This is a genomic window from Actinophytocola sp. (genome assembly GCF_009379765.1).
Taxonomy (GTDB): domain Bacteria; phylum Actinomycetota; class Actinomycetes; order Mycobacteriales; family Pseudonocardiaceae; genus Actinophytocola.
This window is the reverse complement of the sequence record NZ_WHTD01000015.1, coordinates 1-26199: the sequence shown is the minus strand read 5'-3', so window position 1 is coordinate 26199 and position 26199 is coordinate 1. Positions and strand designations below refer to the sequence as shown.

Here is a 26199-nt window from a genome sequence, read left to right as displayed (position 1 = left end):
ATCAAGTCGTCATCCAAAACAATCGTATAATAGCCAAGATTAGGCCGCTTGGCACGAGCAGCCGTCAGGTCGTCCTCGCGCGGTTCAGGTATGCGGCGAGCAACGGCGCCGCGACCAGCACGGCGATCAACCGGAACACCTGGACCGAGCCGACGAACGGCACGTCCGCACCGGTCTCGATCGCCGCGGCGAGCACGGCGTAGAGCCCGCCCGGGGTCGTCGCCAGGTAGCAGTCGAGCAGCGGGCGACCCGTCCAGGCGGCCATGCCCGCGCCGAGCGCACCACAGGACACCAGCAGCGCGGCGATCATCAGCGTGATCGCCCACAGCGCTCGCGCGACCAGCAGCAGGTGCTTCCGGTTGAACCGCAGCCCGACCTGCAACCCGATCACGGCGAAGGCCACGTCCTGCACGAACGTCGGGGGCGGGTGGGCGACCTCGGGCAGCGCCAGCGCCACCGCGGCGGCCACGAGCAGTGGGCCGAGCAACGACCCGGCGGGGATCCGGCTGAGCCAGCCGAACACCAACCCGACGACCGACGCGCCGAGGACGAAGAGCAGACCCGCGGCCGGGTCCCCGCCGGCTGTCCCGGGCAACGCGGGACCCGAGGAGGTCGCCGGTGCCACGATCACGACCAGCGGCATGCACACCATCACGACCAGGACTCGCAGGTACTGCATGACGGCGACCAACCGGGCGTCCGCGCCGGCCGCGTCGCTGATCACGATGACCCCGGCGGCGCCGCCCGCGATCAGCCCGAACACCGACGTCGGCCGGTCGAGCGCCGTCATCCGCTCCAGGGTGGGACCGCCAACGACGGTCAGCGTCAGGGTGCACAGGAGCGAGCAGAGCACCGGAAGCCAGTCCGTGCTGACCGACCGCAGGACGTCGATCGTCATCAACTGGCCGGTCAGCACGCCGGTCACCGCGTAGGCACCCAGGTTGACCGGCGTCGGTATCGCGAGGTCGGGATGCCGCAGCACGGAGAACACCAGGCCGACTGCCAGCCCCGCGAACAACGCCGCCGACGGGAGGCCGGCCGCGTCCATCCCGAGGGCCGCCCCGATCGTCGCGGTCACGACCAGCGCCCACTCGCCGGCGCGGGCACGGCAACCGAACCAGGATGCGCTCACTCCACGCGAACGTACCCCTGCGCCGCCAACCATGGCAGCACGCCGGAGATCATGGTCTCGCGCAACGAGTCGGGGATCCGCTTCGCCTGATGCCGCGCGCCGGTTCGCAGGTTGCGCACCGACCACGCGTCGAGGTCCACCAGCGCCCGATCGCCCTCGACGAACGCGGCGGTCGCATCGGGAACCTCCAGCACCGGCAGTCCGTACGCGACCGCGTTCCGCAGGAACAGCCCGTCCACGGTGGACGCGATGACCGCGGCGATGCCGACGTCGATGAGCGCCCGGGCGGCAGGACGTCCCGAACCCAGGCCGAACCCGCGGCCGGCGACGATGAGGTCCCCCGGCTGGACGAGCGGCACCCAACCCGGGCGGTTCGCCTCGAACACGGTGTCCCGCTGGCCCGCGCGCGGGGAGATGGCGGCGTGCACCGGAAGGATGAGGTCGGTGTCGATGTCGTCGCCGAACAGCCAGCAGCCGCCTTCCACCGTGGTCATCGCGCAAGCTCCCGGGGATCGGTCAGGCGGCCGTTGAGCGCGCTCGCCGCCACGGTGGCCGACGAGGCGAGGAAGATCTCAGCGCTCGGACTGCCCATCCTCCCCTGGAAGTTCCGGGTGCTCGAGGTGACCGCTCGCTCACCGTCCCCCAACACCCCGAGGTCGAGCCCGGCGCACGCACCACATGCGGTGTTGGTGACGATCGCACCGGCGTCCTGCAGGGCTTCGACGTAGCCGGCGCGCACGGCCTCGCGCGCGACGAGGGCCGACGCCGGTGTCACGATGAACCGCACCCCCTGCCGCACCCGCCGCCCCTTGACGATCTCCGCGGCGACCCGAAGGTCGTCCAGGGTCCCGTTCGAGCACGACCCGATGAAGCACTGCTGCAGGTCCGGGGAGTCGGTCACGTCCGCCACCGGCACACAGTTGTCGATGACGCGGTGCGGCAGTGCGACCATCGGCGCGAGCCCGGAGACATCCACGACACGTTTCGCCTCGTAGGTCGCGTCCGGGTCCGCCACTGCCGGCGTCGGATGGTCCACGCCATGCTCGGCCAGGTGACGCATGAGCTTGTCGTCGGCAGGGAAGATCGCGAACTCGGCGCCCAGTTCCCTCGCCATGGTCGCGAGCGCGCGCCGCTCGTCCAGACTCCATCGCGAGACGACGCTTCCGGCGAACTCGAGGTTGCGCTGGGTGTGCTGGCCGTACTCGCCCGCGATGTGGAGGAACACGTCCTTGGGCGACAGCCACGGCGGGATCTCCCCGACCAGTTCGTAGTGGATGGTCGGGCTGCACGGGAACCAGGTCCGGCCGGTGCACGCGGCCTGGATGATGTCCAGCGTGCCGAGCCCGCGTGCCGCGGCGTTGTACGCTCCGCCGCTGCAGGTGTGCGAGTCCGAGCAGACCAGGATCTCGCCTGGCCGCGCGTACGCTTCCTCGCCCACGACCTGGTGGACGATGCCGCCGTGATACCCGACGTCATGGAAGCGGGTGATGCCGAACTCCTCGACGAACCGGCGCCCCACCGAGTGGGCGTTCGCGGTGCGGATGTCCTTGGCCGGCGCCAAGTGGTCGAACATCACCGTGATCTTGTCTGGCCGGTCGACCTTGCGGATGTCCGTCCACAGTCCCGGCAGGAAGTTCACGTCCAGCAGGACGACCGTGTCGATCTCGACCTCGACGATCTGGCCCGGCTCCACCTTGCCGCCGCCGGAGTGTGACTCCAGGATCTTCTCCGCGACCGTCGATCCCATGAGAACTCCTATCCGGCGTCAGCCTGCGCGGACCACAACTCCCATAATTATACCAACAGTGATTATGTTATGCAGCTATTCTCGAATGTGTCGCCAGAGCGCATCTCACACGCTCGTGCTGTCCGCATGTCTGCTGGGGCCGGCCACGCCGAGCTTCTCGGCCAGCCGGTCCAGCGAGTCCCACGAGGCGCGATCGAGTGACAGCCCGTGCACCTGGCTGTGGCGGGCCTTGCGTTGTCCGAGCTCACCCGGGTAGCGGATCTCGGTGTGGCCGGTGGCGAGGGGCGTGGCCTTCAGGTGCTCGATGAACGCGGAGACGTCCCGCGAGAAGTCGCCGAGGTCGCGGAACCGGCCGATGTCGATGGCCGTCATGAACACGCCGTCGTTGTGGCGGCCGTCGGCCGACGAGGCGAACCCGATGCCGGTGAGGATGCCCGACAGCACCTCGATCATGAACGACAGGCCGTAGCCCTTGTGCGCCTGATCGGCACCGAGTGGCAGCAGCGCGCCGCCGCCCTCGCCGAAGTCGTTGGGGTCGGTGCTCGGCTTGCCCTCTCGCGTCATCAGCCAGCCGGCCGGCAGCGACTGACCGTCCCGACGCGCGAGCAGCACCTTGCCACCGGATGCCGCCGCCGTCGCCATGTCGAGAACGACAGGCCCGTGGTCCGTGGACGGCACCGCGATCGAGATCGGGTTGCTGCCGAGCCGCGCCTCCCGGCCCCCGAGGGGCGCGACCAACTTCGGTCCGTTCCCGCTGTCCGCGGTCAGGATCCCGATCAGCCCTTCCGCCGCGATGCGGGCCGTGTAGTAGCCGAGTCGGCCCACGTGCCCCTGCCGGCGAATCGTGACGGCACCGATACCGGTCTCCGCCGCCTTCGACACCACGATGGGAATCGCCCTCGCCGTGGCCACGTGCCCCGGACCGAAGTGCGCGTCGAGCACCGCCGTGGAGGCCGACTCCCGGATGACCTCCAGCGGCGCGCCCGGCACGACGTCGCCTCGACTAATTGTGTCGACGTACCAGTCGGTCATCACGACGCCGTGCGAGGAGTGTCCGTACAGGTCCGCCTCGATCTGGTGGGAACCGACGGCGTCGGCCTCCTCCTCCGACAGTCCGGCGGCCACGTAGATGCCCACCAACACCGATCGCAGGGAGGTCGTGGCGATCGTCGGCATGTCACCACCCCACAACACACGACTGGATGAACACGGCAACGCCTCCTCTGGCGACGCGGCGGTCGGACGGCCTGGCGCCACCGGCGGTCGGACGGCGACCAAATCAGTATAACTATAAATATGGCTCAGCGTCGGCCACCAGCAGGACCTGCGGCTCGCCGGGTCGCCGGTGCCCAGCCTGGAGCAGGTGGGTCACGACGTGGCGCACCTGCTGCGCGGTCACCGTCGCGACATCATCTCCCCATGCGGCCTAGGACATGCCGATCTGTGAAAACGTCTCGTCGGACACGTCGAAGTTGGCGTAGACGTTCTGCACGTCGTCGCTGTCCTCGAGGGCGTCGATCAGCCGGAAGACCTTGCGGGCGCCGTCCGCGTCCAGCGGCACGCTGACCGACGGGAGGAAGCCCGCGTCGGCCGACTCGTAGTCGTAGCCCGCCTCCTGCAGTGACTTGCGGACCTCGACCAGGTCGGTGGCCTCGGACACGACCTCGAAGCTCTCGCCCAGGTCGTTGACCTCCTCGGCGCCTGCTTCGAGGACGGCCATCAGCACGTCGTCCTCGGAGAGCTCGTTCTTGGGCAGGATGACGACGCCCTTGCGGTTGAACAGGTAGGCCACCGAGCCCGGGTCGGCCATGTTGCCGCCGTTGCGGGTCATCGCGGTGCGCACCTCGCTCGCGGCGCGGTTGCGGTTGTCGGTGAGGCACTCGATCAGCACGGCCACGCCGTTGGGGCCGTAGCCCTCGTACATGATCGTCTGCCAGTCGGCGCCGCCCGCCTCCTAGCCGCCGCCGCGCTTGCGGGCCCGCTCGATGTTGTCCTGCGGGACGGAGGTCCTCTTGGCCTTCTGGATGGCGTCGAACAGCGTCGGGTTGCCGTCCGGGTCACCGCCACCGGTACGCGCCGCCACCTCGATGTTCTTGATCAGCTTGGCGAAGAGCTTGCCCCGTTTGGCATCGAGTGCGGCCTTCTTGTGCTTCGTAGTCGCCCATTTTGAGTGGCCGCTCACAACTTCCCCTCCACCATCTCAACGAACAGTCTGTGTACCCGCGTGTCCCCGGTCAGCTCCGGATGGAACGCGGTGGCGAGCACAGGGCCCTGCCGGACGGCGACGATCCTACCGGCGGCCATCTCACCACCCGGGACGTTCGGGGTGTCACTGACCCGCGCGAGCACGTCGACCTCCGGCGAGGACGACTCGACCCACGGCGCGCGGATGAACACCGCGTGCACCGGAGGACCGGGCACACCGGTGAAGGCGAGGTCCTCCTCGAACGAGTCGACCTGCCGGCCGAACGCGTTGCGCCGCACGATCACGTCGAGCCCGCCGAGCTGGTGCTGGTCCTCCCGGCCGTCGAGCACCTTGCCGGCCAGCAGGATCATCCCCGCGCACGAGCCGTAGGCCGGCATGCTGCCGGCGATCCGCGCGCGCAGGGGTTCGAGCAGCCCGAACGTCTCGAGGAGCCGGGAGATCGTGGTCGACTCGCCGCCCGGGATGACCAGACCGTCCACTTCGGACAGCTCGGTCGCCCTGCGGACCGTCGTGGCGCGCGCGCCGGACGACCGGAGCGCCGCCAGGTGCTCGCGAACGTCACCTTGCAGCGCCAGCACACCGATCCGCGGCTCGCCGGTGGACACCGTGTTTGACCTCCCGTTTTCCACAGTTTACTTACGGCACGCCGAGCGCCCGCAGCCCGGCCGCCACCGCGGCGGCCACGAAGACCACGAACACGAACGGCACCCTGCGCCAGGCCAGCACGCCACCGGTCAGCACGCCGGCCGGCAGCGCCACGCCGGCGAAGTCGCCGCCGTCGGTGAGCGCCGCGGTGGCGATCAGCGCGACCAGCAGCACGGTCCCCGCGGTGGACATCAGCTCGGTGAGCCGCGGCGGCAGCGCGGCGGCGCCCCGATCATCGCCGCCGCCCCTGGCCCGGACCATCCGCGCCCGCAGCAGCGGCCCGGCCACCCGGAACGCGTAGGTCCCGACGGCCAGCACCAGGATCGCGGTGATCGTCATGCCGCCACCTCCTCGTCGGCGTGCGTCGCCGGGGCCGGGATCAGCACGACCAGCCCGCCCAGCGCCAGCAGCACCGGCGCCCCGGCCGGCAGGAACGGCGTGCTGGCGAGCGCGATCGCGGCGCCGAGCAGGGCGGTGTTGCGGGTCCGCGGCGCCTTGCGCAGTGACGGCAGCACCAGCGCGAGGAGCGCGGCCGGGAACGCGGCGTCCAGGCCCAGCACGTCCGGGTCGCCGATCACCTGCCCGGCCAGCGCGCCGACCAGCGTGCCCACGTTCCACGACACGAACAGCACCGTGCCGCACGCCCAGAACACCGCCCGGCCCCGGCTCGGGTCCTTCTGCGCCATCGCGAAGGCGACCGACTCGTCGACCATGAGGTGGCTGCCGACCAGCCGGGCGAGCCGGCCGCGGCCCATGATGTCGCCGATCGCCAGACCGAAGGGCAGGTGGCGGGCGTTGAGCACCAGCGCGCCGAGGACCGCCGCGACCAGCCCCCCGCCCGCGGCGACCACGCCGACCACCATGAACTGCGAGCCGCCCGCGAAGACGAGGACGGACAGCACCGAGGGCATCCACCAGGGCAGCCCGGCCGCGACCGCGATCGCGCCGAAGGAGAGGCCGACGACCGTGATCGCCCCGGCCAGCGCCAGCAGGTCGCGGCGGAGTGTTGGGCTGAGGGTTCGCCATATCGAACGCATAGTCTCCTATGATGAACACCTGAGTATCGTTCGTCAAGGCGAACAATAGGACCGATATAACGAACACCAGGAGTACCGATGACGCCACCGCGAGGAGCGCCGCTCGAGGTCATCGCGCTGTCCCTGCGGCGCGAGCGGGACCGGGTGGGCCTGTCGCTCACCGAGCTCGCCAAGCGCGCGGGCATCGCCAAGTCGACGCTGTCCCAGCTCGAGGCGGCGAGCGGCAACCCGAGCGTCGAGACGCTGTGGGCCCTCTCGGTCGCACTCGACGTGCCGTTCAGCCGGCTGGTCGAGCCGGCCCGCCCGCGGGTGCAGATCATCCGCGCCGGCGAGGGGCCCGCCGTGTTCTCCGAGCGGGCGGACTACGTGGCGACGCTGCTGGCCTCCTGCCCGCCGAACGCCCGCCGCGACATCTACCTGATCACCGCGGAGCCCGGCTCGGCCCGCGAGTCCGACCCGCACATGCCCGGCGTGGTGGAGCACGTCGTGCTGAGCGCGGGCCGGGCCCGCATCGGCCTCACCGAGGCCCCGGTCGAGCTCGCGCCGGGCGACTACATGGCCTACCCGGGCGATGTCGAGCACGTCTTCGAGGCACTGGAGCCCGGCACCGCCGCGGTGATGGTGTCCGAGCACTGGTGAGCGAGCTTGCGAGCGAACCCATGTCACAGGGCGACCGCGAGCGGCGACACCGAGCCTGCGAGGGGTCGTCGACGAGCTACCAACCGCGCTCCGCGAGCCGGTGCGGCTCGGGGATGTCGTCGACGTTGATGCCGACCATGGCCTCGCCGAGGCCGCGGGACACCTTCGCGAGCATGTCCGGGTCGTCGAAGAACGTGGTGGCCTTGACGATCGCGTCGGCACGCTTGGCCGGGTCGCCGGACTTGAAGATGCCCGAGCCGACGAACACGCCCTCGGCGCCGAGCTGCATCATCATCGCCGCGTCCGCCGGGGTGGCGATGCCGCCCGCGGTGAACAGCACGACCGGGAGCTTGCCGAGGGTGGCGACCTCGCGCACGAGCTCGTAGGGCGCCTGCAGCTCCTTGGCCGCGACGAACAGCTCGTCTTCCGGCAGCGAGGTGAGCCGCTTGATCTCGGCGCGGATCTTGCGCATGTGGGTGGTCGCGTTGGACACGTCGCCGGTGCCGGCCTCGCCCTTGGAGCGGATCATGGCCGCGCCCTCGGTGATCCGGCGCAGCGCCTCACCCAGGTTGGTGGCACCGCACACGAACGGCACGGTGAAGCGCCACTTGTCGATGTGGTTGGCGTAGTCGGCCGGGGTGAGCACCTCGGACTCGTCGACGTAGTCCACGCCGAGTGCCTGCAGCACCTGCGCCTCGACGAAGTGGCCGATCCGCGCCTTGGCCATCACCGGAACCGACACCGCGTTGATGATCCCGTCGATCAGGTCCGGGTCGCTCATGCGCGCGACGCCGCCCTGCGAGCGGATGTCGGCCGGGACGCGCTCGAGCGCCATCACGGCGACCGCGCCGGCGTCCTCGGCGATCTTGGCCTGGTCGGCGGTGACGACGTCCATGATCACGCCGCCCTTGAGCATCTCCGCCATACCGCGCTTCACGCGCGCCGTGCCGGTCTCCGCCCCCGTCGACGTGGTAGTGGTGGAAGTGGAAACGTCAGACACCCGAGTTCCTTTCATCGTGGATTCCCGAGTCCCAGTGTAGGAGCGACGTGGCCCTCTACCCCGGGCCAATTCCGAGGTATCTCATAAGGCCACTTCACGGATGCGGGCTCCCGCCGGACGCGACCTGGACGCGACCTGGACGCGATGCGAGCGGCGGGGTTGTCGAGGCTGGTAAACAGGTGTGAGATCGAACACAACAATTCCGACAGACAGCGCCGTCCGTACGGAAAGGGTGACTGGCATGGCGAGCAAGCACACGGACAACGGTGACGGCGGAGCCGCGGTCGCTGTAGACGACCCCGCCAAAGTACGGAACATCGTTCTCGTCGGGCCTTCGGGCTCCGGGAAGACCACGCTCACCGAAGCACTGCTCACCGCGGCGGGGGTGATCAGCAGGGCGGGCACGGTCACCGAAGGCACCACGGTCTGCGACCACGATCCGGCCGCGCAGCGGCAACAGCGCTCGGTCGGGCTCTCGGTGGCACCGCTGGTGCACGGCGACGTCAAGATCAACCTGATCGACACCCCCGGATACGCGGACTTCGTCGGCGAGGTCCGGGCGGGTCTGCGCGCGGCCGACGCCGCGCTCTTCGTGGTGTGCGCGGCCGAGGGCGTCGACCCGGCCACCATCGCGCTGTGGGAGGAGTGCGCCGCGGTGAAGATGCCGCGCGCGGTCGTGATCGCCCGGCTGGACCACCAGCGCGCGGACGCGGCGGCCGAGATGGCCGCCTGCCAGGAGGCGTTCGGCGCCGGGGTGCTGCCGCTCTACCTGCCGGCGACCGGGGGCAAACAAGGCCTGCTCGGGCTGATCACCCGCCGGTTCCTCGACTACTCGAACGGCTACCCGCCGTCGGTCGGCGAGCCGGACGATGGCGACCTCGAGCTCATGGCGGACGCCCGCAACGAGCTCATCGAGGGCATCATCGCCGAGAGCGAGGACGAGTCCCTCATGGACCGCTACCTCGAGGGCGAGGAGATCGAGACCGGCACGCTGATCTCCGACCTCGAGACCGCGGTGGCGCGCGGGTCGTTCCACCCGGTGATCCCGGTCTGCGCCACCACCGGCGTCGGGCTCGCCGAGCTCCTCGAGGCGCTCACCGGCGCGTTCCCGTCCCCGCTCGAGCACCCCGTGCCGGACGTCAGCGACGTGCACGGTTCGGGCAGGAACTCGCTGTCCGCCGACCCCGACGGCCCGCTCGTGGCCGAGGTCGTGCGCACGGCGATCGACTCCTACGTGGGCCGGGTGTCGCTGGTGCGGGTGTTCTCCGGGACGCTGCGCCCGGAGCGGCCGGTGCACATCTCCGGGCACGGCATGTCCGACCGCGGCCACGAGGACCACGACGTCGACGAGCGGGTGGCGCACATCTACTCACCGCTGGGGTCGAACCTGCGCGAGGTCACCCACTGCGTCGCCGGTGACATCTGCGCGCTCACCAAGCTCGGCTCGGCGGAGACCGGCGACACGGTGTCCAGCCCGGACAAGCCGCTGGTGATGCGCCCGTGGACGATGCCGGAGCCGCTGCTGCCGGTGGCGGTCGTGGCCAAGACCCGCAGCGACGAGGACGCGTTGTCCCGCAACCTCGCCCGGCTCGTCGCCGGGGACCCGACGCTGCGGCTGGAACGCAACGCCGAGACCCACCAGCTCGTGCTGTGGTGCATGGGCGAGGCGCACGCGGACGTGGTGCTCGCCCGGCTGCGGGCCGGTGGCGCCGACGTCGACACCGAGTCGGTGAAGGTGGCGCTGCGCGAGACGTTCGCCGGCAAGGCGCGCGGGAAGGGACGGCACGTCAAGCAGTCCGGCGGGCACGGCCAGTACGCGGTGTGCGACATCGACGTCGAGCCGCTGCCGGTCGGCGGCGGGTTCGAGTTCGTCGACAAGGTGGTCGGCGGCTCGGTGCCGCACCAGTTCATCTCGTCGGTGGAGAAGGGCGTGCGCGCCCAGCTGGAGAAGGGCCTGTCGGCCGGCTACCCGGTGGTGGACATCCGGGTGACCTTGTTCGACGGCAAGGCGCACAGCGTCGACTCCTCCGACGCGGCCTTCCAGATGGCCGGCTCGATGGGCCTGAAGGACGCGGCGGCCAACGGCCGGATCTCGCTGCTGGAACCGGTGGACGAGGTGGCGGTCCGGCTGCCGGACGACCATCTCGGCACGGTGCTGGGCGACCTGTCCAGCCGCCGTGGCCGGGTACTGGGCACGGAGGCGGACGAGGTGGCCGGCTACAGCGTCGTCCGCGCCGAGGTCCCCGCGAAGTCGCTGCTGCGGTATGCCATCGACCTCCGCTCGATGACCTCCGGCTCGGCGACCTTCACCCGCCACTTCATCCGGTTCGACCCGCTACCGGAGAACCTGGTCGCCCAGGTCACCTAGGACGTGTCTCGTGGATCTTGGTCGATGGGATTCGTGATCCAGATGGCTCCTGGCAAGGCGGCGGAAGGTCGCTCATACCGGGTTGTATTCGGGCCTTTCGACAACGCGGCCAGGGGGCATCTGGGCGCGAATACCACGATCCAAGATCCGCGAGACATGGCCTAACCGACCCCGCGAGTCCCCCACTCCGGAGTGGGGGACTCGCGGGGTTCAGCGGACCGCGCGGACCGTTCCGTCCCATGTGGACCGCAGGAGCTCCGGGAGGAGGGTGGGGAGCTGCACCGGGTACACCGTCTCCTCGGTGGTGCGCAGCTCGTCCACGCTCCACCAGCGGTGACCGTCCACCGTGTTGTGCTCCACGTCGGTGAAGCCGGACGTGTCGATGCGGATCTCGACCTCGTTCGCCCCAGTCCCGTTGACACTGCCCGACAGGTCGGCGAGGAAGAACCACTCCTCGCCGTCGTAGGTGCGGCCGTCGAAGCTGAACACCACGCGGCGCCGCCACATCGGGCCCACCAGGTCCTGCTCGGCCAGCTCGATGCCGGTCTCCTCGGTCAGCTCGCGCAACGCCGCCGAGCGCAGGTCCTCGCCCTGCTCGACCCCGCCACCGACGGTGAACCACCAGCGGGTGTCCGGCCGGCCCGGGTCGTGCCCGTTGAACAGCAGCACCCGCCGGTCGCGGTCCAGCAGCAGGACCCGTGCAGACGGCCGGGGCAGCGGCGCGGCGCCGGGCTCGCCGGAGAGCGCGGGCTCGACGATCTCGAAGTACTCCGGCTGCGCCGCGGTGCCGGCGAGCTTCAACCAGCGCACCACCCGCCGCCTGCGCTGCCCCAGCGTGTCCCGCACGGCGTCGTTGTGCACCCGCCGCGCGATCACCAGCCGCTGCTCGGCGTCGAGCAGCTCCGCGGTCAGCGCCAGCGGAAGCCGGCCCCGGTCGACCGCGGCGAGCTGCAGCGAGAGGGCGTTCTCCGCCTCCTCGCGCTCGGACCGCTCCATCTGCTCGGCCCGCTCGGCCACCGCGCGCAGCTTGTCCGCGTCGACGCCGTCCAGCGCGGCCGCCGCCGCCACCGCCCGCGCCACCACCGCGCGCCGCGCGAGGGCGGCGTCCAGCGCCGCCCACGCCGCGTCGGTCCGCACGTGCAACCGGTCCAGCCGGTTCGCCGTGGCGGCCAACCACAACCCCAGTACCAGCGCCACCCCGAGCGCCACGGCCAGCAACGTGATCAACAGACCCGTGCTCACTGTGTCTCCTGTTCGCTTCGCTCAGCAGCTCCGCCCCGGACTCCTCATCCGGACTCGACCACATGCCGTGGATCCGCGGCGATCGCCTGCTCGTACACCCGCAACACCTGACCGGCCACCACCGACCAGTCGTAGGCCGCCACCCGCTGCCGCGCGTCCGCCACGAACGACTCGCGCCGCCGCGGCTCGGTCAGCATGCCGCGCAGCGCCGCGGCCAACCCAGCCGGGTCCCCCACCGGGAAGAGCACCCCGGCCCGCCCGTCGTCGAGCACCCGGCGGAACGCGTCCAGGTCGCTGCCGACCACCGCCGCGCCCGCGGCCATCGCCTCGGTGAGGATCATCCCGAAGCTCTCGCCGCCGGTGTTGGGCGCGCAGTACACGTCGACGCTGCTGAGCATGCGGGCCTTGACCTCGTCGTCGGCCTGGCCCAGCAGCTCCAGCCGGTCGGCGAGCGGTAGCCCGGCCTGCCGGCGCAGCTCGGCCTGGTCGCCGCCGCCGACCACGACCAGGCGCAGCCCCGGGAAGTCCGGCACCAGCATGCGCAGCGCGTCGAGCAGTACCGGCATCCCCTTGCGGGGCTCGGTGAACCGGCCGACGAAGCCGATCGTGCCGCCCTCGCGTGGGTAACCGGGCAGCGGCTCGGCCTGGTCGAAGAACTCGACGTCCACCCCGTTGGGGATCTCCACCGCGTCGCCGCCGAGGTGCTCGACCTGCACCCGCCGGGCGAGCGCGGACACGGCGATCCGCGCGGTGATCTTCTCGAGGAACGGCTTCAGCACCACCTGGAACGCCGACAGCGTGCGGGACCGCGACGTCGACGTGTGAAACGTGGCGACGATCGGTCCGTCGGCGAGCATCAGCGCGAGCATCGACAGGCTCGGCGCGGTCGGCTCGTGCAGGTGCAGCACGTCGAAGTCGTGCGAGTGGATCCACTTGCGCACCCGGGCGTAGGACACCGGGCCGAACGACAGCCGGGCCACCGAGCCGTTGTAGGGGATGCCGAGCGCGCGCCCGGTCGGCCGGACGAACTCGGGCAGCGGTGTGTCCTCGTCGGCCGGCGCGAGCACGTCCACCTGGTGCCCGAGCTTGCCCAGCGCCTTGGCCAGGTCGACGACATGGCCCTGCACCCCTCCGGGAACGTCGAAGGAGTACGGGCACACGACGCCGATCCTCACCGGGACTCCCGCGCCTCCTCCGGTTCGTCGGCCGCGGGCCCGGCCAGCGAGTCGCGGCGTTCCTCGGACAGGTCGGCGAGCCACAGCTTCTGCATCATGTGCCAGTCGACCGGGTTGGCCGCGATGTCCGCGGCGAACCCGTCGGCCATCCGCTGGGTCGCGGCCTGCACCTCGTCGCGCCCGTGCACCCGGATCGGCGTGTGGATCCGCAGGCCCCAGCCGTCCTCGGTGAACGAGTTGTCGACGATCCCGAGCTCCGCGCCGGTGATCGCCGCGAGCCGCGCGGGACCGGCCGGCATCCGGGTCTGCTCGCCGAAGAAGCTCACCGGGATGCCGCGCCTGGACAGGTCCCGGTCCGCCGGCAGGCAGACGATCTTGTTCTCCCGCAGTCGTTCCATCAGCACCCGGTACGGCGCCCGGTCGCCGCCGGTGGTCGGCACGATCTCGAAGCCGAGCGACTCGCGATGGGCCAGGAAGCGCTGGTAGACCGACTCGGGCTTGAGCCGCTCGGCCACGGTGGTGAACGGGCCGCAGTGGCCGACGAGCCAGACGCCGGAGACGTCGAAGTTGCCGGTGTGCGGCAGCGCGAGGACCAACCCCTTGCCGCGCTCGAGCGCGGCGTCGACCTGCGGCTTGCCGACCATCACCTCGTCGACCTTGCGGTAGATCTCCCGGTGGTCCATGCCGGCCAGCCGGAAGGTCTCCATCCAGTACCGCGCGTAGGACCGGACGCCGTCGCGGACCAGCGCGTCGAGCTCGGCCGGGCCGGCCTGGGGCACGACCCGGGCGTAGTTGCGACGCAGCTGCGCCACGCCGGAACCACCCCGCCTGGCGGCGAGGTCGGCACCCGCCCGGAACCCGGCCCGGGCGAGCGACTCCGGCAGCGCGCGCACCACGTTCCACCCGGCCGCGTACGCCGCGCCCTGGAGCCGTTCTCCGAGATCGGTCATTCGCCTGCCTCCGGGATGTTTGTCGGCTCATCGGCGGCCTCGCCGGTCCCCGCGCCGGTCTCTGCGCCGGTCTCTGCGGTGGTCTCTGCGGTGGCCGAGCGTCGCACCGCGACGAGGCGCTGCACAACCGTGATCACCGAGCCGGCCACGAGCAGCCACAGCGCGACGTCCACCGCGTGGGGGATGCCGAAGCCGGTGAGCCCGGTGCCGGCGAGCGCGATGATCAGCCGCTCGGCGCGCTCCACCAGGCCGACGTCGGCCGACAGCCCGGCGGCCTCGGCGCGGGCCTTGACGTAGGAGATGACCTGGCCGAGGACCAGGCAGATCAGTGCGGCCGCGGCGAGCGACGGCGACTCGGCGACCTCGAACGCGTACCAGCTGATCGCCGCCATGAGCGCGCCGTCGGCGATCCGGTCGCACGTGGAGTCGAGCACCGCGCCGAACTTGGTGCCGCCCCCGCGGGCCCTGGCCATCGCGCCGTCGAGCAGGTCGAGCATCACGAAGCCCCACACCGTGAGGGTGCCGGCGACCAGGTGTCCGGTGGGGAAGAGCCACAGTGCGAACCCGACCGCGCCCGCGGTGCCGACGAGCGTCATCGCGTTGGGCGTGAGCCCCATGCGCACGAGCCACGCACCGATCGGATCGGTGACGCGCGAGACCGAGGCTCGGGCGAAGATGTTCAGCATGAGTCCGACGAGCCTCATCACGGGGCGGAAACGGGTGCCCAGGCAGCCTAACGGTCGCCGGTGAGATCCGGGCAGCACGGCAGCGACGTCGCGTCGACCCCGTGCAGGATCGCCTCGCTGATCTCGCCGAGCTGCGCCACCTGTTCCGGCGTGAGCTTGTCGAACAGCTGCTCGCGGACCTCGGTGACGTGGCCGGGTGCGGCCGCCTCCAGCGCGGCGAAGCCCCTGTCGGTGAGGAACGCGAACGCGCCGCGCTTGTCGGTGGGGCAGTCGCGCCGCTGGACCCAGCCGGCCTCCTCCAGGCGGGCGACCGCGTGGGAGAGTCGGCTGCGTGACGAACCACGCAGGTTGGCGAGGTCGCTCATCCGCAGGGTCCGGTCGGGCGCCTCGGAGAGCGCCACGAGGATCTCGTAGTACGTGTACGGCATGCCGGAGTCCCGCTGCAGCTGCCGCGCCAACTGGTCGGTCAGCCCGTGGAACGCCGTCATGAAGGACCGCCAGATCAGCTGCTCGCGGTCGGTCAGCCACCGGGTCTCGGACATACCACCCAGTGTACTGGTTGAACTCTCAATCATGGAGGCGTATGGTGTCGGTTGATCGCTCAACAACTGATTGTTCAACCATCTCCACGGAGGATCTTCACATGAGCAGTGCAACCGCCCTCGACATCCCCGGCTACATCGCCGGCACCTGGGACATCGACCCGGCGCACACCGACGTCGGCTTCGTCGTCCGCCATATGGTGGTCACGAAGGTCCGCGGGCGGTTCGACGAGGTCAAGGGGGAGATCGTGACCGCCGAGAACCCGCTCGAGTCCGGCGTGACCATCGCGATCGACCTGAGCTCGATCAGCACGAACAACAAGCAGCGCGACGACCACCTGCGCTCCGCGGACTTCTTCGAGGTCGAGACCCACCCCGAGATGATCTACAAGGCCGTCGGCGCCCGCCGCGACGGTGACAGCTTCGTCCTCGACGGCGAGCTCACCTTGAAGGGCGTCACCAGGACCGTGCCGCTGACCTTCGAGCTCAACGGCTTCGGCGCCGACCCGTGGGGCGGCACCCGCGCCGGCTTCTCGGCCACCGCGCAGATCAACCGCAAGGACTTCAACGTCAACTTCGACGGCGTCCAGAACGGCATCGCCGTCGTCGCCGACAAGATCGACATCCACATCGAGGTCGAGGCCGTCCTCCGCCAGCCCGAGTCCGCCTGACCCGCGAGTCCAACGCTCAGGTACCGCGAGTCCAACGCTCAGAACCCGTGAGTCCGACGTTCAGGAACGTCGGGCTCGCGGTGTATCAGGCCTCGTCCCACGCCTTCGCCAGCAGGGCCCGCGTCTCCCCCAGCAGCTGCGGCAGCACCTTCGTGTGGCCGACCACCGGCATGAAGTTCGAGTCGCCGCCCCAGCGCGGCACGACGTGCTGGTGCAGGTGCGCCGCGATCCCCGCGCCGGCGATCACGCCCTGGTTCATCCCGATGTTGAACCCGTGCGGGGCCGACACCGAGCGCGCCACGGTCATCGCCCGCTGGGTGAACTCGGCCAGCTCCACCGTCTCGGCGGCGGTCAACTCCGGGTAGTCCGCCACGTGCCGGTACGGCACCACCATCAGGTGACCCGGGTTGTACGGGTACAGGTTCAGCACCCCGTACACCAGCGATCCGCGGGCGACGATCAGCGCGTCGGCGTCGTCCAGCGCGATCAGGGCGCAGAACGGGCAGCCGTCGACGTCATCGCCCACCGGCTTGTGCTGGCCCCTGATGTACGCCATCCGGTGCGGAGTCCACAGCCGCTGGAGAGCGTCGGGGATACCGACGCCCTCCTGCTCGACGAGCTCTGGCTGATCGGCACCGGTCATGCGCAGACCGCCTCCCCGGAATTAACCCGTGGGGTCACGATGCATTGATGCCGTTCAGCACGGCGCGTACCGGTGGCTGGGTCGCGTCCCGTTCCCCTTGGGTGCGGTTCGCAAGAACCCGGTTCGTACGGGTTCCCGGCTGCTCGACCAGCTGACGTTGACACAGGGGGTGTCATGGGCCGATCCTAGTGTTCGACCTCGATAGCCGACGCCGACGGCGACTCGTTGGACCGCCGTCCGATCCAGTCGGTGATGATCTCCACGGCGCGGTCCACCGGCACCCCGTTGACCTGGCTGCCGTCCCGGAACCGGAACGACACCGCGCCCGCCTCGACGTCCTTGCCGCCGGCCAGCAGCATGAACGGCACCTTCTGGGTGGTGTGGTTGCGGATCTTCTTCTGCATCCGGTCGTCAGACTCGTCGACCTCGACGCGCACGCCGTTGGCACGCAGCCGGGCGGCGACCTTCGTCAGGTGGTCGACGTGCTCGTCGGCGATCGGGATGCCGACGACCTGCACCGGCGCGAGCCACGCCGGGAACGCGCCCGCGTAGTGCTCGGTGAGCACCCCGAAGAACCGCTCGATCGACCCGAACAGCGCGCGGTGGAGCACCACCGGCTGCTGGCGCGACCCGTCCTGGGCCGTGTAGGCCAGCTCGAACCGCTTCGGGTGGTTGAAGTCGACCTGGATGGTCGACATCTGCCACGAACGGCCGATCGCGTCCTTGACCTGTACCGAGATCTTCGGCCCGTAGTAGGCCGCGCCACCCGGGTCCGGCACCAGCTCGAGGCCCGAGTCGAGCGCGGCCTGGCGCAGCGTCTCGGTGGCCTGCGCCCACTCCTCGTCCTCGCCGATGAACTTGCCGGTGTCGCCCTTGGTGGACAGCTCGAGGTAGAAGTCGGACAGGCCGTAGTCGGCGAGCAGCTCGAGCACGAAGGTCAGCAGCGACCGCAGCTCACCCGGCGCCTGCTCCGGGGTGCAGTAGATGTGCGAGTCGTCCATGGTGAGCCCGCGCACCCTGGTCAGCCCGTGCACCACGCCGGACTTCTCGTACCGGTAGACGGTGCCGAACTCGAACAGCCGCAGCGGCAGCTCGCGGTAGGACCGCCCGCGGGACCGGAAGATCAGGTGGTGCATCGGGCAGTTCATGGCCTTGAGGTAGTAGTCCTCGCCGTCGAACTGCAACGGCGGAAACATCGTCTCCGCGTAGTACGGCAGGTGGCCCGAGGTGTGGAACAGCCCGCCCTTGGCGATGTGCGGGGTGTTCACGAACTCGTAGCCGGACTCCTCGTGCCGGCGGCGTGAGTAGTTCTCCAGCTCCCGCCGGATGATCCCGCCCTTCGGGTGGAACACCGGCAGGCCGGAGCCGATCTCGTCGGGGAAGGAGAACAGGTCGAGCTCGGCACCCAGCTTGCGGTGGTCGCGCCGCTCGGCCTCGGCGACCCGCTCCAGGTAGGCGTCCAGCGCCTCCTGCGACTCCCACGCGGTGCCGTAGATCCGCTGCAGCTGCGGGTTCTTCTCACTCCCCCGCCAGTACGCCGCGGCGACCCGGGTGAGCTTGAACGCCGGGATGTGCTTGGTGGTCGGCAGGTGCGGGCCGCGGCACAGGTCGCCCCAGACCTGCTCGCCGCTGCGCGGGTCGAGGTTGTCATAGATGGTCAGCTCACCCGAGGCAGAGCTGTCGACCTCCATCACCTCCGCCGTGTCGACCTGGCTGTCCACATCGGACTTGACGTCCACCAGCTCGAGCTTGTACGGCTCGCCCGCCAGCTCCTTCTTGGCGGCCTCGACCGAGTCCAGCACCCGGCGGGAGAACCGCTGGGAGGACTTGACGATCTGCTTCATGCGCTTCTCGAGCGCCTGCAGGTCCTCCGGGGTGAACGGGCGCTCGACGTCGAAGTCGTAGTAGAAGCCGTCCCGGACCGGCGGGCCGATGCCCAGCTTGGCCTCGGGGAACTGCTGCTGCACGGCCTGGGCGAGCACGTGCGCGGTCGAGTGCCGGATCACCGCGCGGCCGTCGTCGGTGTCGGCCGCGACGGCCTCGACCCGCGCGTCCGCGTCCGGGACCCAGGACAGGTCGCGCAGCCGGCCGTCGACGTCTCGGACCACGACGACGGCGTCCGGCCCCTTGCCTGGCAGCCCGGCCTCCCGGACCGCGGTGCCCGCCGTGGTGCCGGCCGGCACCACCACGCGTGGCGCGGGTTCGGCGGCTGGCGGACGGGGCTGGGACACGGCTGCTCCTCGGGGTTGCGTCTTGTCTGGGGACAGACCAGATGCTATCGAGCCACCCCGGCGCTTGGCCTGCGGGTTTCCCCCGCGCGGTCAGGCGGCGAGCATCCCTTGCATGCGGTGGATCTCGTCGGTCTGGGTGACCGCCACGTCGTCGGCGATCTCCTGCACCCGGACGTTCACCCCGGCCTTGCGGATTCCCTCGACCATCGTGAGCGCTCCCTGGTGGTGGGCGACCATGAGCTGCAGGAACAGCGTCTCGAACGACTCGCCACCGGTGTCGCGCAACACCTGCAGCTGCTCCTCGGACGCCATGCCCGGCATGTCCGAGTGCTCCGTCGCACCACCGTGGCCGCCGTGCTCGTCCGGCACGACCACCGGCTTGTCGTAGCGCTCGAGCCACCGGTTCATCATGTCGATCTCGGGCTGCTGGGTGTCGGCGATGCGGTCGGCGATGCCCTTGACATCGTCACGGCCGGCGCGGTCGGGGACGAGCGCGGTCATCTCGAGTGCCTGCGCGTGATGGAGGATCATGTCCTGCACGAACGTCACGTCGGCGTCGTTGGGTGCCTCCTCCTCGACCGGCGTCGCCTCCCCCGGCGGGATCGTGCTGGCCTCCTCCCCCGGCCTGCCCGGCACGATCACGGGCGCGGAGTTGGTCGGCGGGGGCGGCTCCTCCGCGGTACACGCGACGAGCCCGCCCGCCGCGAGCAGCACGCCGAGCACGGCGCGGAACCGCGTTCGGGCCGACAGGTCCAGACCATGTGTCCGGCTTGTCCGAGTCATGGGTAATCGTGTTCCCATCTGCCGAATTGCCCGTCGATCGAAGCTAGTTTATTCCCGACGAACCTGGTCATAATGGATACTCCAGACCGTAACGAGAGGGGTACTTGTGGTGAGATCGACCCTGCGAGGGTGGCGTAGACGTGCGTCAACCGCGGCGATCGGCGCGGCCGCCGTCGCGGCGGCCATGACGGCCGGCGTGCCCTCGGTCGCGGCACAGGACTTCCCGGGCGCCGACGAGATCGTCAGCAGCCCCAACATGGAGCAGGTGGCCTACCTCCCACCGACCGCGCCGCTGGTCGGTGGCACGGGAACCGACATCGCGTTCCAAGGGCGGTACGCGTTCGTCGGCAACTACCTGGGCTTCACCATCTACGACATCAAGCAGCCCAAGAAGACCACGATCGTGAGCCAGGTGCTCTGCCCCGGCTCGCAGAACGACGTCTCGGTCAAGGGGAACCTGCTGTTCCTGTCCACGGACTCGCGGCGCAGCGACGACTCGTGCGCCTCGACCACCCAGAACGACGGCAGCCAGCCGTACTGGGAGGGCATGAAGATCTTCGACATCAGCGACAAGCGGGCACCGCGCTACATCAAGTCGGTGGCCACGGCGTGCGGATCGCACACCCACACGCTGGTGCCGGACAAGCGGGGCAAGGTCGCCTACCTGTACGTGTCGTCCTACGGCCCGTCGGAGACGATCTCGGGCTGCCAGCCCCCGCACGACAAGATCTCGATCATCGAGGTCCCGCTGCGCCACCCGACCGCGGCCAGGGTCGTCGCCACTCCGACGCTGTTCCCGGACGGCGGCAACGCCGGCGAGCCCGATCTGGACTACCCGGACCGGACCTCGGCCACAACCGGTTGCCACGACATCACCGTGTACCCGGAGAAGGACCTGGCCGCGGGCGCCTGCATGGGTGACGGCGTGCTGTTCGACATCTCCGACCGGACCGCTCCGCGGGAGATCAACCGGGTGCAGGACGACCAGAACTTCGCGTTCTGGCACTCGGCCACGTTCAACAACGCCGGCACGAAGGTGATCTTCACCGACGAGCTCGGCGGCGGCGGCGCGGCCACCTGCAACGCGGAGATCGGCGAGGAGCGCGGTGCCGACGGCATCTACGACATCGCGGGCCGGGGCGACCACCGCAGGCTCGTGTTCAAGAGCTACTTCAAGATCGACCGCTACCAGACGGACGAGGAGAACTGCGTCGCGCACAACGGCTCGCTGATCCCGGTCAAGGGCAAGGACATCATGGTCCAGTCCTGGTACATGGGCGGCGTGCAGGTGTGGGACTTCACCGACTCCTCGCACCCGAAGAAGATCGGCTTCTGGGAGCGCGGCCCGGCCGCGGACCCGGAGACCAGCGGCGGTACCTGGTCGGCGTACTACTACAACGGCTACATCTACTCGTCCGACCTCGGCAAGGGCCTGGACGTCCTCCGGATCAACGACCGGCGGACCGACCCGGCCAAGCACGTCCGGTACGACGAGCTGAACGTGCAGACCCAGGGCCACTTCGGCCGCTGAGCAACGCACCACGACGGCGGGCCCAGCGACACGCTGTCGCGGGGCCCGCCGCCGTCCGGGGTGCGGCCGCCGTTCACCCGGTCCGGTCAGCCCGCCAGCGCCGCGAGGTCGTTGGTGACGAGCATCCGCATCACCATGCCCACGGGGCTGTCCGCGCCCGGCGTGGCCTCGATGCGCACCACGCCGTCGACCACGTCGACCTCGGCAGCGGGCAGGAGCTCGGACCACGGCTGCCGGCTCGAAGGCGTGGTGCCGTCCCGCAGCTCGCGCTCGACGTGGTCCCGAAGCGCGTCCGCGTCGCCGTCGGGGGCCAGACAGGCCACGTCGGTGACGTCGTCGGCCGAGGGCGCCCGGACGCCCGCCGCGTAGGCCGTGACGTCGCCCTCCGGCCGGCTGAGCACCGCGACGGTCACGCCGCCGAGACAGCCGGCGAGCGCGCGCAGGCTCTCGTCGTCGGCCAGCGTGTCGGCGCCCGGGTCGGTGACCCAGCCGAGGCCGGCGCGGGTGGGGGCGTAGGCGAGCGAGCCGTCGGCGGTGCGGATGTTGTTGAGCTCGCTGGTGCGGGCGATGCCCGCGAGCGGGCCCTCGAAGTTGATCTCCCGGTCGTCCGCGCTCGTCCACCGGGTGCCGTCGCCGGACTTCTCGGACGGGATGTCCCGGCCTTCGAGCTCCTGGTCCAGCTCGGCGACGTCGTAGTCGCCCCAGAAGACGCCGGCCCAGTCCGGTGGCCGGCCGACGGTCAGGGCCTCGTCCATCGCCCGCGGATCGAAGCCCAGCTCCTCGGAGATCACGACCGTCATGGGGGCCAGAACGCCGTAGCCGTATCCGCTGATGCCCTGGAACCGGTCCTCGTCCCGGTCCGTCAGCGCCCGCACCTGGGCGAGGTCGCCGTACTCGACGTAGGTCCGGTTCGTGTCGGTGGCCGTCGCCTTGCCGAGCGCACCGAGGAGCCCGGGGATGGCCGAAGCGACCCAACCGGGGCCGTCGCCGCCCGAGCATCCGCTCGCGAGGAGTACGGCAGCGGCGACGACGGCTCGCATGACCCCAGGTGATCGCATCGCGCGATCCTACGGCCAACCCGCTTCGCAAGCCGGTAACCGGCCCGGTACAGTTCTCTCGTCGCGAGGGGCGATTAGCTCAGCGGGAGAGCGTTCCGCTCACACCGGAAAGGTCGCTGGTTCGATCCCAGTATCGCCCACGTATTCGAAAAGCCCTCATGGTGTGGTGCCGTGGGGGCTTTTCGCGTGTCTCCTACTTCCGGCCGTTCCGAAACGCCATCGCTGCGGTAAGTTGCCGGATGGCACGAGCAACATTCGGGCTACGACGCTACCGGGATGCGACCAACCCTTGCCAGTATGGGTGGTGGCAGAGAGCGCTTCTCACGGAGAGTCGCGACCCAGGTGCGCTGTGCTGTACTTCTGACCCAGATGGGTGAAGTACGACCATCCGGTGACCGAAAGGGGCCCTCCGACCGTCACACGGTATGGACTCAGTCGTTCTTGGGGCTGGGAAGGGAGAGAAGGGTAGCGACGATGCGCAACGATCACGTGACGCTCCGTTCGACAGCGGTGTTCGACCTCCTGGCCCCGCGGACTCCCGCGGTGCCCGTGAAGGTCGAGCTGCGCTACGACACGCGCGATCCGTACGCGGTTGTCGCGGCCTTTCGCACCGGCCGCGCAGGTTGGGTCGAGTGGGTGTTCGCCCGCGACCTGCTGGCCGACGGCCTCATCGCCGAGGCGGGCAACGGAGACGTTCGAATCAGGCCGGCCGTCGACGATCCCGAGGTGGTCGTCATCGAGCTGAGCAGCCCGTCCGGCCACGCCGTGTTCGAGGCCTCGGCGCAGGAGCTGGCGGACTTCCTGGACCGCACGTACGACGTCGTGGTGCCCGGCAACGAGCACCTCTGGGTGGATGTCGACGAGGCCCTCACACACTTGATCTCCACCGACCTGACCTGACGGTTCACCGGGCGGCAGCCCCGGTTTGAAACCCGGTCGACGGGTCGGATAGAGTTTCGCTCACACCACGGGGGACCGGAACTTCCTGGAACAGCGTGGATTTGCGGACGTGGCGCAGCTGGTAGCGCATCACCTTGCCAAGGTGAGGGTCGCGGGTTCGAATCCCGTCGTCCGCTCGAAGAGGGGTCGGCCTCCCACAGGCCGAATCCAGCGACACGGCCCCTCGGGTCCGAGCCGGAGCCCCAATCTCGCTCGGGCGACGGCGGAGTGGCCGAGTGGCTTAGGCAAGGGCCTGCAAAGCCCTGTACGCGGGTTCGATTCCCGCCTCCGCCTCGGGCGATTAGCTCAGTGGGAGAGCACTACCTTGACACGGTAGGGGTCACTGGTTCAATCCCAGTATCGCCCACCACCTGTTTGCGCAGTTCAGAGGCCCTGTCTTCGGATCACGAAGGCGCGGCCTCAGTGATCAAATGGAGAAGACATGGAGATCGCCTCCCGCGCGGGGGCGATGCCCATCCTCGCCAGCACCGGTCGCAGGTGCGGAAACCACGCCAGCACCTCGGATCGTTCGCGGGCTGTCAGTGATCCCACCGACCCCAGCCACCGGGCTTCCAGGGCTTCGAGGATCTGCTGGCGCATGACAGGTGTCACATGGTCGTAGACCCGGGCCATGCCTTTCATCTTCTGTCCCAGCCGGGCCCGTCGGGCGACTTCCGGGATCCCGTCCTCGGCCAGCCAGGTCGCGTGGGTATGGCGGCCTTCGTTGAAGGTGAACCACGGCAGGATCGGCGGCGTGTGCTCTGGGCTGTAGGGGTTGTCCGGATCGGTGCCATCCCACGCCGGCCGCCAGAACCGCTGCCGGAAGTTGGACCGGCGCCACGGCCGCCCCTCTGTGGTGCACATCACGAACGGTCCCGGATGGCTGTCCAGGAGCAGCTCGTAGAACAACCACATCTACAGCAAGCTGGGCGTCACCCGCGAGGACCTCCCCGGCCTGGTCAACCTGCTGCGGCAACGCCCTCCACCGGACTGACGCGGGATCCATCGCGTCGGCGAAATCGAGGTCTGGGACGTCGGCCGGGCGGGACATCTCAGGGCGCAGACTCAGCTGGCGCCACAGTGCGTCGAGCAGGAACAGCCGCGCCATCTCCTCCCCCCCATGCGCAGGAACGCCTGCGACTTCGCAGAATCAAGCAGATCAGAGGTCCCTATTTACCTCTATTGCGCCGAATCAGATCGCACCGCAACCCGGTGTTACCTCCATATCTTCTCCATCCAGTCCGCGCGGTCACCGGGTCTTCGCTGAGCCCACGCCGGAACGCCGGCAGATGTCCGTCCAACCAGGACCGTTCACCGGGGTGCGATCGGACCCTGTGTCACAGTGTGGACAGGCGCGCGAAGGTCTCGCTGAGCGGTGAGACGACGAACCGGTTCGTCGCGAGCGTGTCCGTGCTGACCGGCCACCAGCCCATGTTTCGCCTCCCGGCGAAACTGTAAGCCGCCCGGCCGCGATCATGCCGTGCGCACCTACCGCGAGCTGTTCCGGGCACCGGAGTACCGGCCCCTCTTCGTCACCAGCACCTTCCAGGTCACGGCGTCGACGATGACGGGGCCGGCGCTGGCCACCCTCGGCTACGCCGACACCGGGTCGCCGTTCCTCGCCGCGTTCGTGATGTTTGGGCCGTCGCTGGCGCAGGTGACCGGCGCGCTCGTCCTCCTGTCGGCCGCGGATCGGCTTCCCGCACGCTCGCCGGGCTGGCTGTCCTGTTCGGACCCTGCACCGCAGTCGCGCAACCAGGACTTCCTGTGGCGGCGGCGATCGCCTGCGTGGTCGGCCTCGGCCCGTGGGCTTCGCGGCCACATTGCTGCTCCAGCAGCGACTGCTGGCCCTCGTTCCGGAAGAACTCAGCGCCAGGCCCTTGGCCTGCACGCGTCAACCCTGCTCACGATGCAAGGGGTGGGCGCCACCCTCGCGGGCGTGGTGGCGGAGGCGACCAGAGCCCGGCAACCGCGATGGGCGTCATGCCGTTGACTTCCTTGAGTGGCTCGCGGACAGCGATCGCCCGCCGCTCGCTGTCGTATTCATGCCGCTGCTGCCCGACGAGTTCGCCCCAACGTGCGCCGGTGTAGACATCGAGCAGGCACGGGGTGAATCCGCTGAGGCCGAGCCCAGACGTGTGAAGGCGCATGGCCGCGCGCAGCGCCTGCACGGGGCTCGCGACGAGGTGCTCGGTGCTGAACTCGCCAGAGGTCACACGCACACCCGAGCAGGGGTTCGCCGGGATCATGTGCGCGCGCACCGCCGCGTTCAACACTGTGGAGAACGTCGCGAAGATAGTGGCCACCGTCGAGTCGGCGTAGTCCTAGTGTCCCGCGTCGTTAATTTGTCGTCAGTTAGACTCTGGTGGCATGTCTGATGTTGTGGCGGGTCGCCGGGGCCCGAAGCTTGAGCCGGTGGTCCTCGCCGATGAGGAGCGATCCACGTTGGAGAGGTGGGTGCGGCGACGGAAGTCGGCGCAGGCATTGGCGTTGCGGTCCCGAATCGTGCTGGCGTGTGCGCGCGACGATGTCCCACCGGTGGTGGGTGTTGCGAAAGAATTGGGCGTGTCCGCGGACACGGTCCGCAAATGGCGGCGGCGGTTCCTGGCTCGGCGTCTGGATGGGCTGGTCGATGAACCACGACCCGGCCGTCCGCCGGTGATCGGGGTCGATGACGTGGAAGCAGTTGTGGTGGCAACGCTGGAGGAAACCCCGAAGGACGCGACACACTGGTCTCGCTCGTCGATGGCGAAGCGCAGTGGCTTGTCGAAATCGGCCGTCGGCCGGATCTGGCGTAAATTCCAGCTCAAGCCGCACCTTACTGACACTTTCAAACGTGTCCATTCACGGGTAGGTCCTGACCTGCGCGGCGTGGTGACTTGATCTTGGGTGCTGGTGTGTGGATCATGGTGTGGTGTTCACCGGTCGGCGTCCGTCCTATGAGGATCTTGTTGCGGAGAACGGTGAGCTCCGG

26 protein-coding genes, 4 tRNA genes and 1 pseudogene are annotated in these 26199 nt (G+C 69.9%); 12 read left to right on the top strand and 19 right to left on the bottom strand.

Going from position 1 to position 26199, the window contains the following annotated elements; genetic code table 11:
* Positions 1-64 precede the first annotated feature (64 nt).
* The 8 genes and pseudogenes from GEV28_RS06750 to GEV28_RS06715 form a co-directional block, all read right to left on the bottom strand.
* Positions 65-1132: an AbrB family transcriptional regulator gene (locus tag GEV28_RS06750; RefSeq protein WP_291409709.1), complete on the bottom strand. Its 1068-nt coding sequence runs from the start codon at positions 1130-1132 to the stop codon at positions 65-67.
* A complete protein-coding gene (locus tag GEV28_RS06745) occupies positions 1129-1626 on the bottom strand; it encodes a 3-isopropylmalate dehydratase (protein ID WP_291409707.1) in 498 nt (165 codons plus the stop codon). Before GEV28_RS06745 ends, GEV28_RS06750 begins: the two co-directional genes overlap by 4 nt.
* Positions 1623-2879 (bottom strand): aconitase/3-isopropylmalate dehydratase large subunit family protein, encoded by a 1257-nt coding sequence (locus tag GEV28_RS06740; RefSeq protein ID WP_291409705.1) that lies wholly within the window; start codon positions 2877-2879, stop codon positions 1623-1625. Before GEV28_RS06740 ends, GEV28_RS06745 begins: the two co-directional genes overlap by 4 nt.
* A 105-nt stretch (positions 2880-2984) precedes the next feature.
* A complete protein-coding gene (locus tag GEV28_RS06735) occupies positions 2985-4055 on the bottom strand; it encodes an Ldh family oxidoreductase (protein WP_291409703.1) in 1071 nt (356 codons plus the stop codon).
* Positions 4056-4305: 250 nt separating this feature from the next.
* Positions 4306-5061: pseudogene (locus GEV28_RS06730) on the bottom strand (YebC/PmpR family DNA-binding transcriptional regulator).
* Positions 5058-5690 carry a pyridoxal 5'-phosphate synthase glutaminase subunit PdxT gene (gene pdxT / locus GEV28_RS06725; protein ID WP_291409701.1) on the bottom strand — a complete coding sequence of 211 codons (633 nt, stop codon included), beginning with the start codon at positions 5688-5690 and terminating at the stop codon, positions 5058-5060. The pseudogene GEV28_RS06730 and the gene pdxT overlap by 4 nt, the downstream one beginning before the upstream one ends.
* 31 nt (positions 5691-5721) lie before the next feature.
* Positions 5722-6069, bottom strand: a complete 348-nt coding sequence (locus GEV28_RS06720) for an AzlD domain-containing protein (protein WP_291409699.1) — start codon at positions 6067-6069, stop codon at positions 5722-5724.
* The gene (locus GEV28_RS06715; RefSeq protein WP_291409697.1) at positions 6066-6767 is read right to left on the bottom strand and encodes an AzlC family ABC transporter permease; all 702 of its coding nucleotides are present in this window, start codon (positions 6765-6767) and stop codon (positions 6066-6068) included. Before GEV28_RS06715 ends, GEV28_RS06720 begins: the two co-directional genes overlap by 4 nt.
* 78 nt (positions 6768-6845) lie before the next feature.
* Here GEV28_RS06715 and GEV28_RS06710 point away from each other — a divergent pair, with 78 nt between their 5' ends.
* The gene (locus tag GEV28_RS06710; RefSeq protein WP_291409696.1) at positions 6846-7406 is read left to right on the top strand and encodes a helix-turn-helix domain-containing protein; all 561 of its coding nucleotides are present in this window, start codon (positions 6846-6848) and stop codon (positions 7404-7406) included.
* A gap of 76 nt (positions 7407-7482) precedes the next feature.
* Here GEV28_RS06710 and pdxS read toward each other — a convergent pair whose 3' ends face one another.
* Positions 7483-8406, bottom strand: a complete 924-nt coding sequence (gene pdxS / locus GEV28_RS06705) for a pyridoxal 5'-phosphate synthase lyase subunit PdxS (protein ID WP_291409694.1) — start codon at positions 8404-8406, stop codon at positions 7483-7485.
* 241 nt (positions 8407-8647) lie between these two features.
* Here pdxS and GEV28_RS06700 point away from each other — a divergent pair, with 241 nt between their 5' ends.
* Positions 8648-10774, top strand: a complete 2127-nt coding sequence (locus tag GEV28_RS06700; protein ID WP_291409692.1) for an elongation factor G-like protein EF-G2 — start codon at positions 8648-8650, stop codon at positions 10772-10774.
* A gap of 210 nt (positions 10775-10984) precedes the next feature.
* Here the strand turns inward: GEV28_RS06700 and GEV28_RS06695 are convergent, their stop codons facing one another.
* The 5 genes from GEV28_RS06695 to GEV28_RS06675 are packed head-to-tail and all read right to left on the bottom strand — an operon-like array spanning position 10985 to position 15369.
* The gene (locus GEV28_RS06695; RefSeq protein ID WP_291409690.1) at positions 10985-12016 is read right to left on the bottom strand and encodes an NUDIX domain-containing protein; all 1032 of its coding nucleotides are present in this window, start codon (positions 12014-12016) and stop codon (positions 10985-10987) included.
* A 44-nt stretch (positions 12017-12060) separates the two neighbouring features.
* Entirely contained in the window at positions 12061-13191 is a 1131-nt protein-coding gene (locus GEV28_RS06690; protein WP_291409688.1) for a glycosyltransferase family 4 protein, read from the bottom strand.
* Positions 13188-14141 (bottom strand): phosphatidylinositol mannoside acyltransferase, encoded by a 954-nt coding sequence (locus tag GEV28_RS06685; protein WP_291409686.1) that lies wholly within the window; start codon positions 14139-14141, stop codon positions 13188-13190. Before GEV28_RS06685 ends, GEV28_RS06690 begins: the two co-directional genes overlap by 4 nt.
* On the bottom strand, positions 14138-14827 hold the full coding sequence (gene pgsA, locus GEV28_RS06680; RefSeq protein ID WP_291409798.1) for a phosphatidylinositol phosphate synthase: 690 nt from the start codon (positions 14825-14827) through the stop codon (positions 14138-14140). Before pgsA ends, GEV28_RS06685 begins: the two co-directional genes overlap by 4 nt.
* Before the next feature lie 47 nt (positions 14828-14874).
* On the bottom strand, positions 14875-15369 hold the full coding sequence (locus GEV28_RS06675; protein ID WP_291409684.1) for a MarR family transcriptional regulator: 495 nt from the start codon (positions 15367-15369) through the stop codon (positions 14875-14877).
* A 101-nt stretch (positions 15370-15470) separates the two neighbouring features.
* Here GEV28_RS06675 and GEV28_RS06670 point away from each other — a divergent pair, with 101 nt between their 5' ends.
* Complete coding sequence (locus GEV28_RS06670) at positions 15471-16040, top strand: YceI family protein (protein WP_291409682.1); 570 nt, start codon at positions 15471-15473, stop codon at positions 16038-16040.
* A gap of 85 nt (positions 16041-16125) precedes the next feature.
* On the opposite strand, the gene GEV28_RS06665 is transcribed toward GEV28_RS06670, so the two are convergent.
* The 3 genes from GEV28_RS06665 to GEV28_RS06655 form a co-directional block, all read right to left on the bottom strand.
* Complete coding sequence (locus GEV28_RS06665) at positions 16126-16683, bottom strand: HIT domain-containing protein (protein ID WP_291409680.1); 558 nt, start codon at positions 16681-16683, stop codon at positions 16126-16128.
* 185 nt (positions 16684-16868) lie between these two features.
* Entirely contained in the window at positions 16869-18914 is a 2046-nt protein-coding gene (gene thrS, locus GEV28_RS06660) for a threonine--tRNA ligase (protein ID WP_291409678.1), read from the bottom strand.
* 90 nt (positions 18915-19004) lie between these two features.
* A complete protein-coding gene (locus GEV28_RS06655) occupies positions 19005-19697 on the bottom strand; it encodes a DUF305 domain-containing protein (RefSeq protein WP_291409676.1) in 693 nt (230 codons plus the stop codon).
* A gap of 184 nt (positions 19698-19881) precedes the next feature.
* Between GEV28_RS06655 and GEV28_RS06650 the strand changes: the two genes are divergently transcribed.
* A complete protein-coding gene (locus tag GEV28_RS06650) occupies positions 19882-21228 on the top strand; it encodes a hypothetical protein (RefSeq protein WP_291409674.1) in 1347 nt (448 codons plus the stop codon).
* Positions 21229-21314: 86 nt separating this feature from the next.
* Here the strand turns inward: GEV28_RS06650 and GEV28_RS06645 are convergent, their stop codons facing one another.
* Complete coding sequence (locus GEV28_RS06645; RefSeq protein WP_291409671.1) at positions 21315-22286, bottom strand: hypothetical protein; 972 nt, start codon at positions 22284-22286, stop codon at positions 21315-21317.
* 68 nt (positions 22287-22354) lie between these two features.
* Between GEV28_RS06645 and GEV28_RS06640 the strand changes: the two genes are divergently transcribed.
* The 5 genes from GEV28_RS06640 to GEV28_RS06620 all read left to right on the top strand — a co-directional run bounded on the left by GEV28_RS06640 (position 22355) and on the right by GEV28_RS06620 (position 23595).
* Positions 22355-22426 (top strand) — tRNA-Val (locus GEV28_RS06640).
* Between the two features lie 334 nt (positions 22427-22760).
* A complete protein-coding gene (locus GEV28_RS06635) occupies positions 22761-23186 on the top strand; it encodes an SsgA family sporulation/cell division regulator (RefSeq protein ID WP_075123646.1) in 426 nt (141 codons plus the stop codon).
* A gap of 103 nt (positions 23187-23289) precedes the next feature.
* Positions 23290-23362: transfer RNA gene (locus tag GEV28_RS06630), tRNA-Gly, on the top strand.
* An 85-nt stretch (positions 23363-23447) separates the two neighbouring features.
* Positions 23448-23519: transfer RNA gene (locus GEV28_RS06625), tRNA-Cys, on the top strand.
* A 1-nt stretch (position 23520) separates the two neighbouring features.
* Positions 23521-23595 (top strand) — tRNA-Val (locus GEV28_RS06620).
* 50 nt (positions 23596-23645) lie between these two features.
* Here the strand turns inward: GEV28_RS06620 and GEV28_RS06615 are convergent.
* Complete coding sequence (locus GEV28_RS06615; protein WP_367115045.1) at positions 23646-24140, bottom strand: hypothetical protein; 495 nt, start codon at positions 24138-24140, stop codon at positions 23646-23648.
* A 565-nt stretch (positions 24141-24705) separates the two neighbouring features.
* Here GEV28_RS06615 and GEV28_RS06610 point away from each other — a divergent pair.
* The 3 genes from GEV28_RS06610 to GEV28_RS06600 all read left to right on the top strand — a co-directional run bounded on the left by GEV28_RS06610 (position 24706) and on the right by GEV28_RS06600 (position 26108).
* A complete protein-coding gene (locus GEV28_RS06610; RefSeq protein ID WP_291409666.1) occupies positions 24706-25218 on the top strand; it encodes a hypothetical protein in 513 nt (170 codons plus the stop codon).
* Positions 25219-25373: 155 nt separating this feature from the next.
* A complete protein-coding gene (locus GEV28_RS42175; protein WP_367115044.1) occupies positions 25374-25547 on the top strand; it encodes a hypothetical protein in 174 nt (57 codons plus the stop codon).
* A gap of 48 nt (positions 25548-25595) precedes the next feature.
* A complete protein-coding gene (locus GEV28_RS06600; RefSeq protein ID WP_291409664.1) occupies positions 25596-26108 on the top strand; it encodes a helix-turn-helix domain-containing protein in 513 nt (170 codons plus the stop codon).
* The last annotated feature ends 91 nt before the right edge of the window (positions 26109-26199 follow it).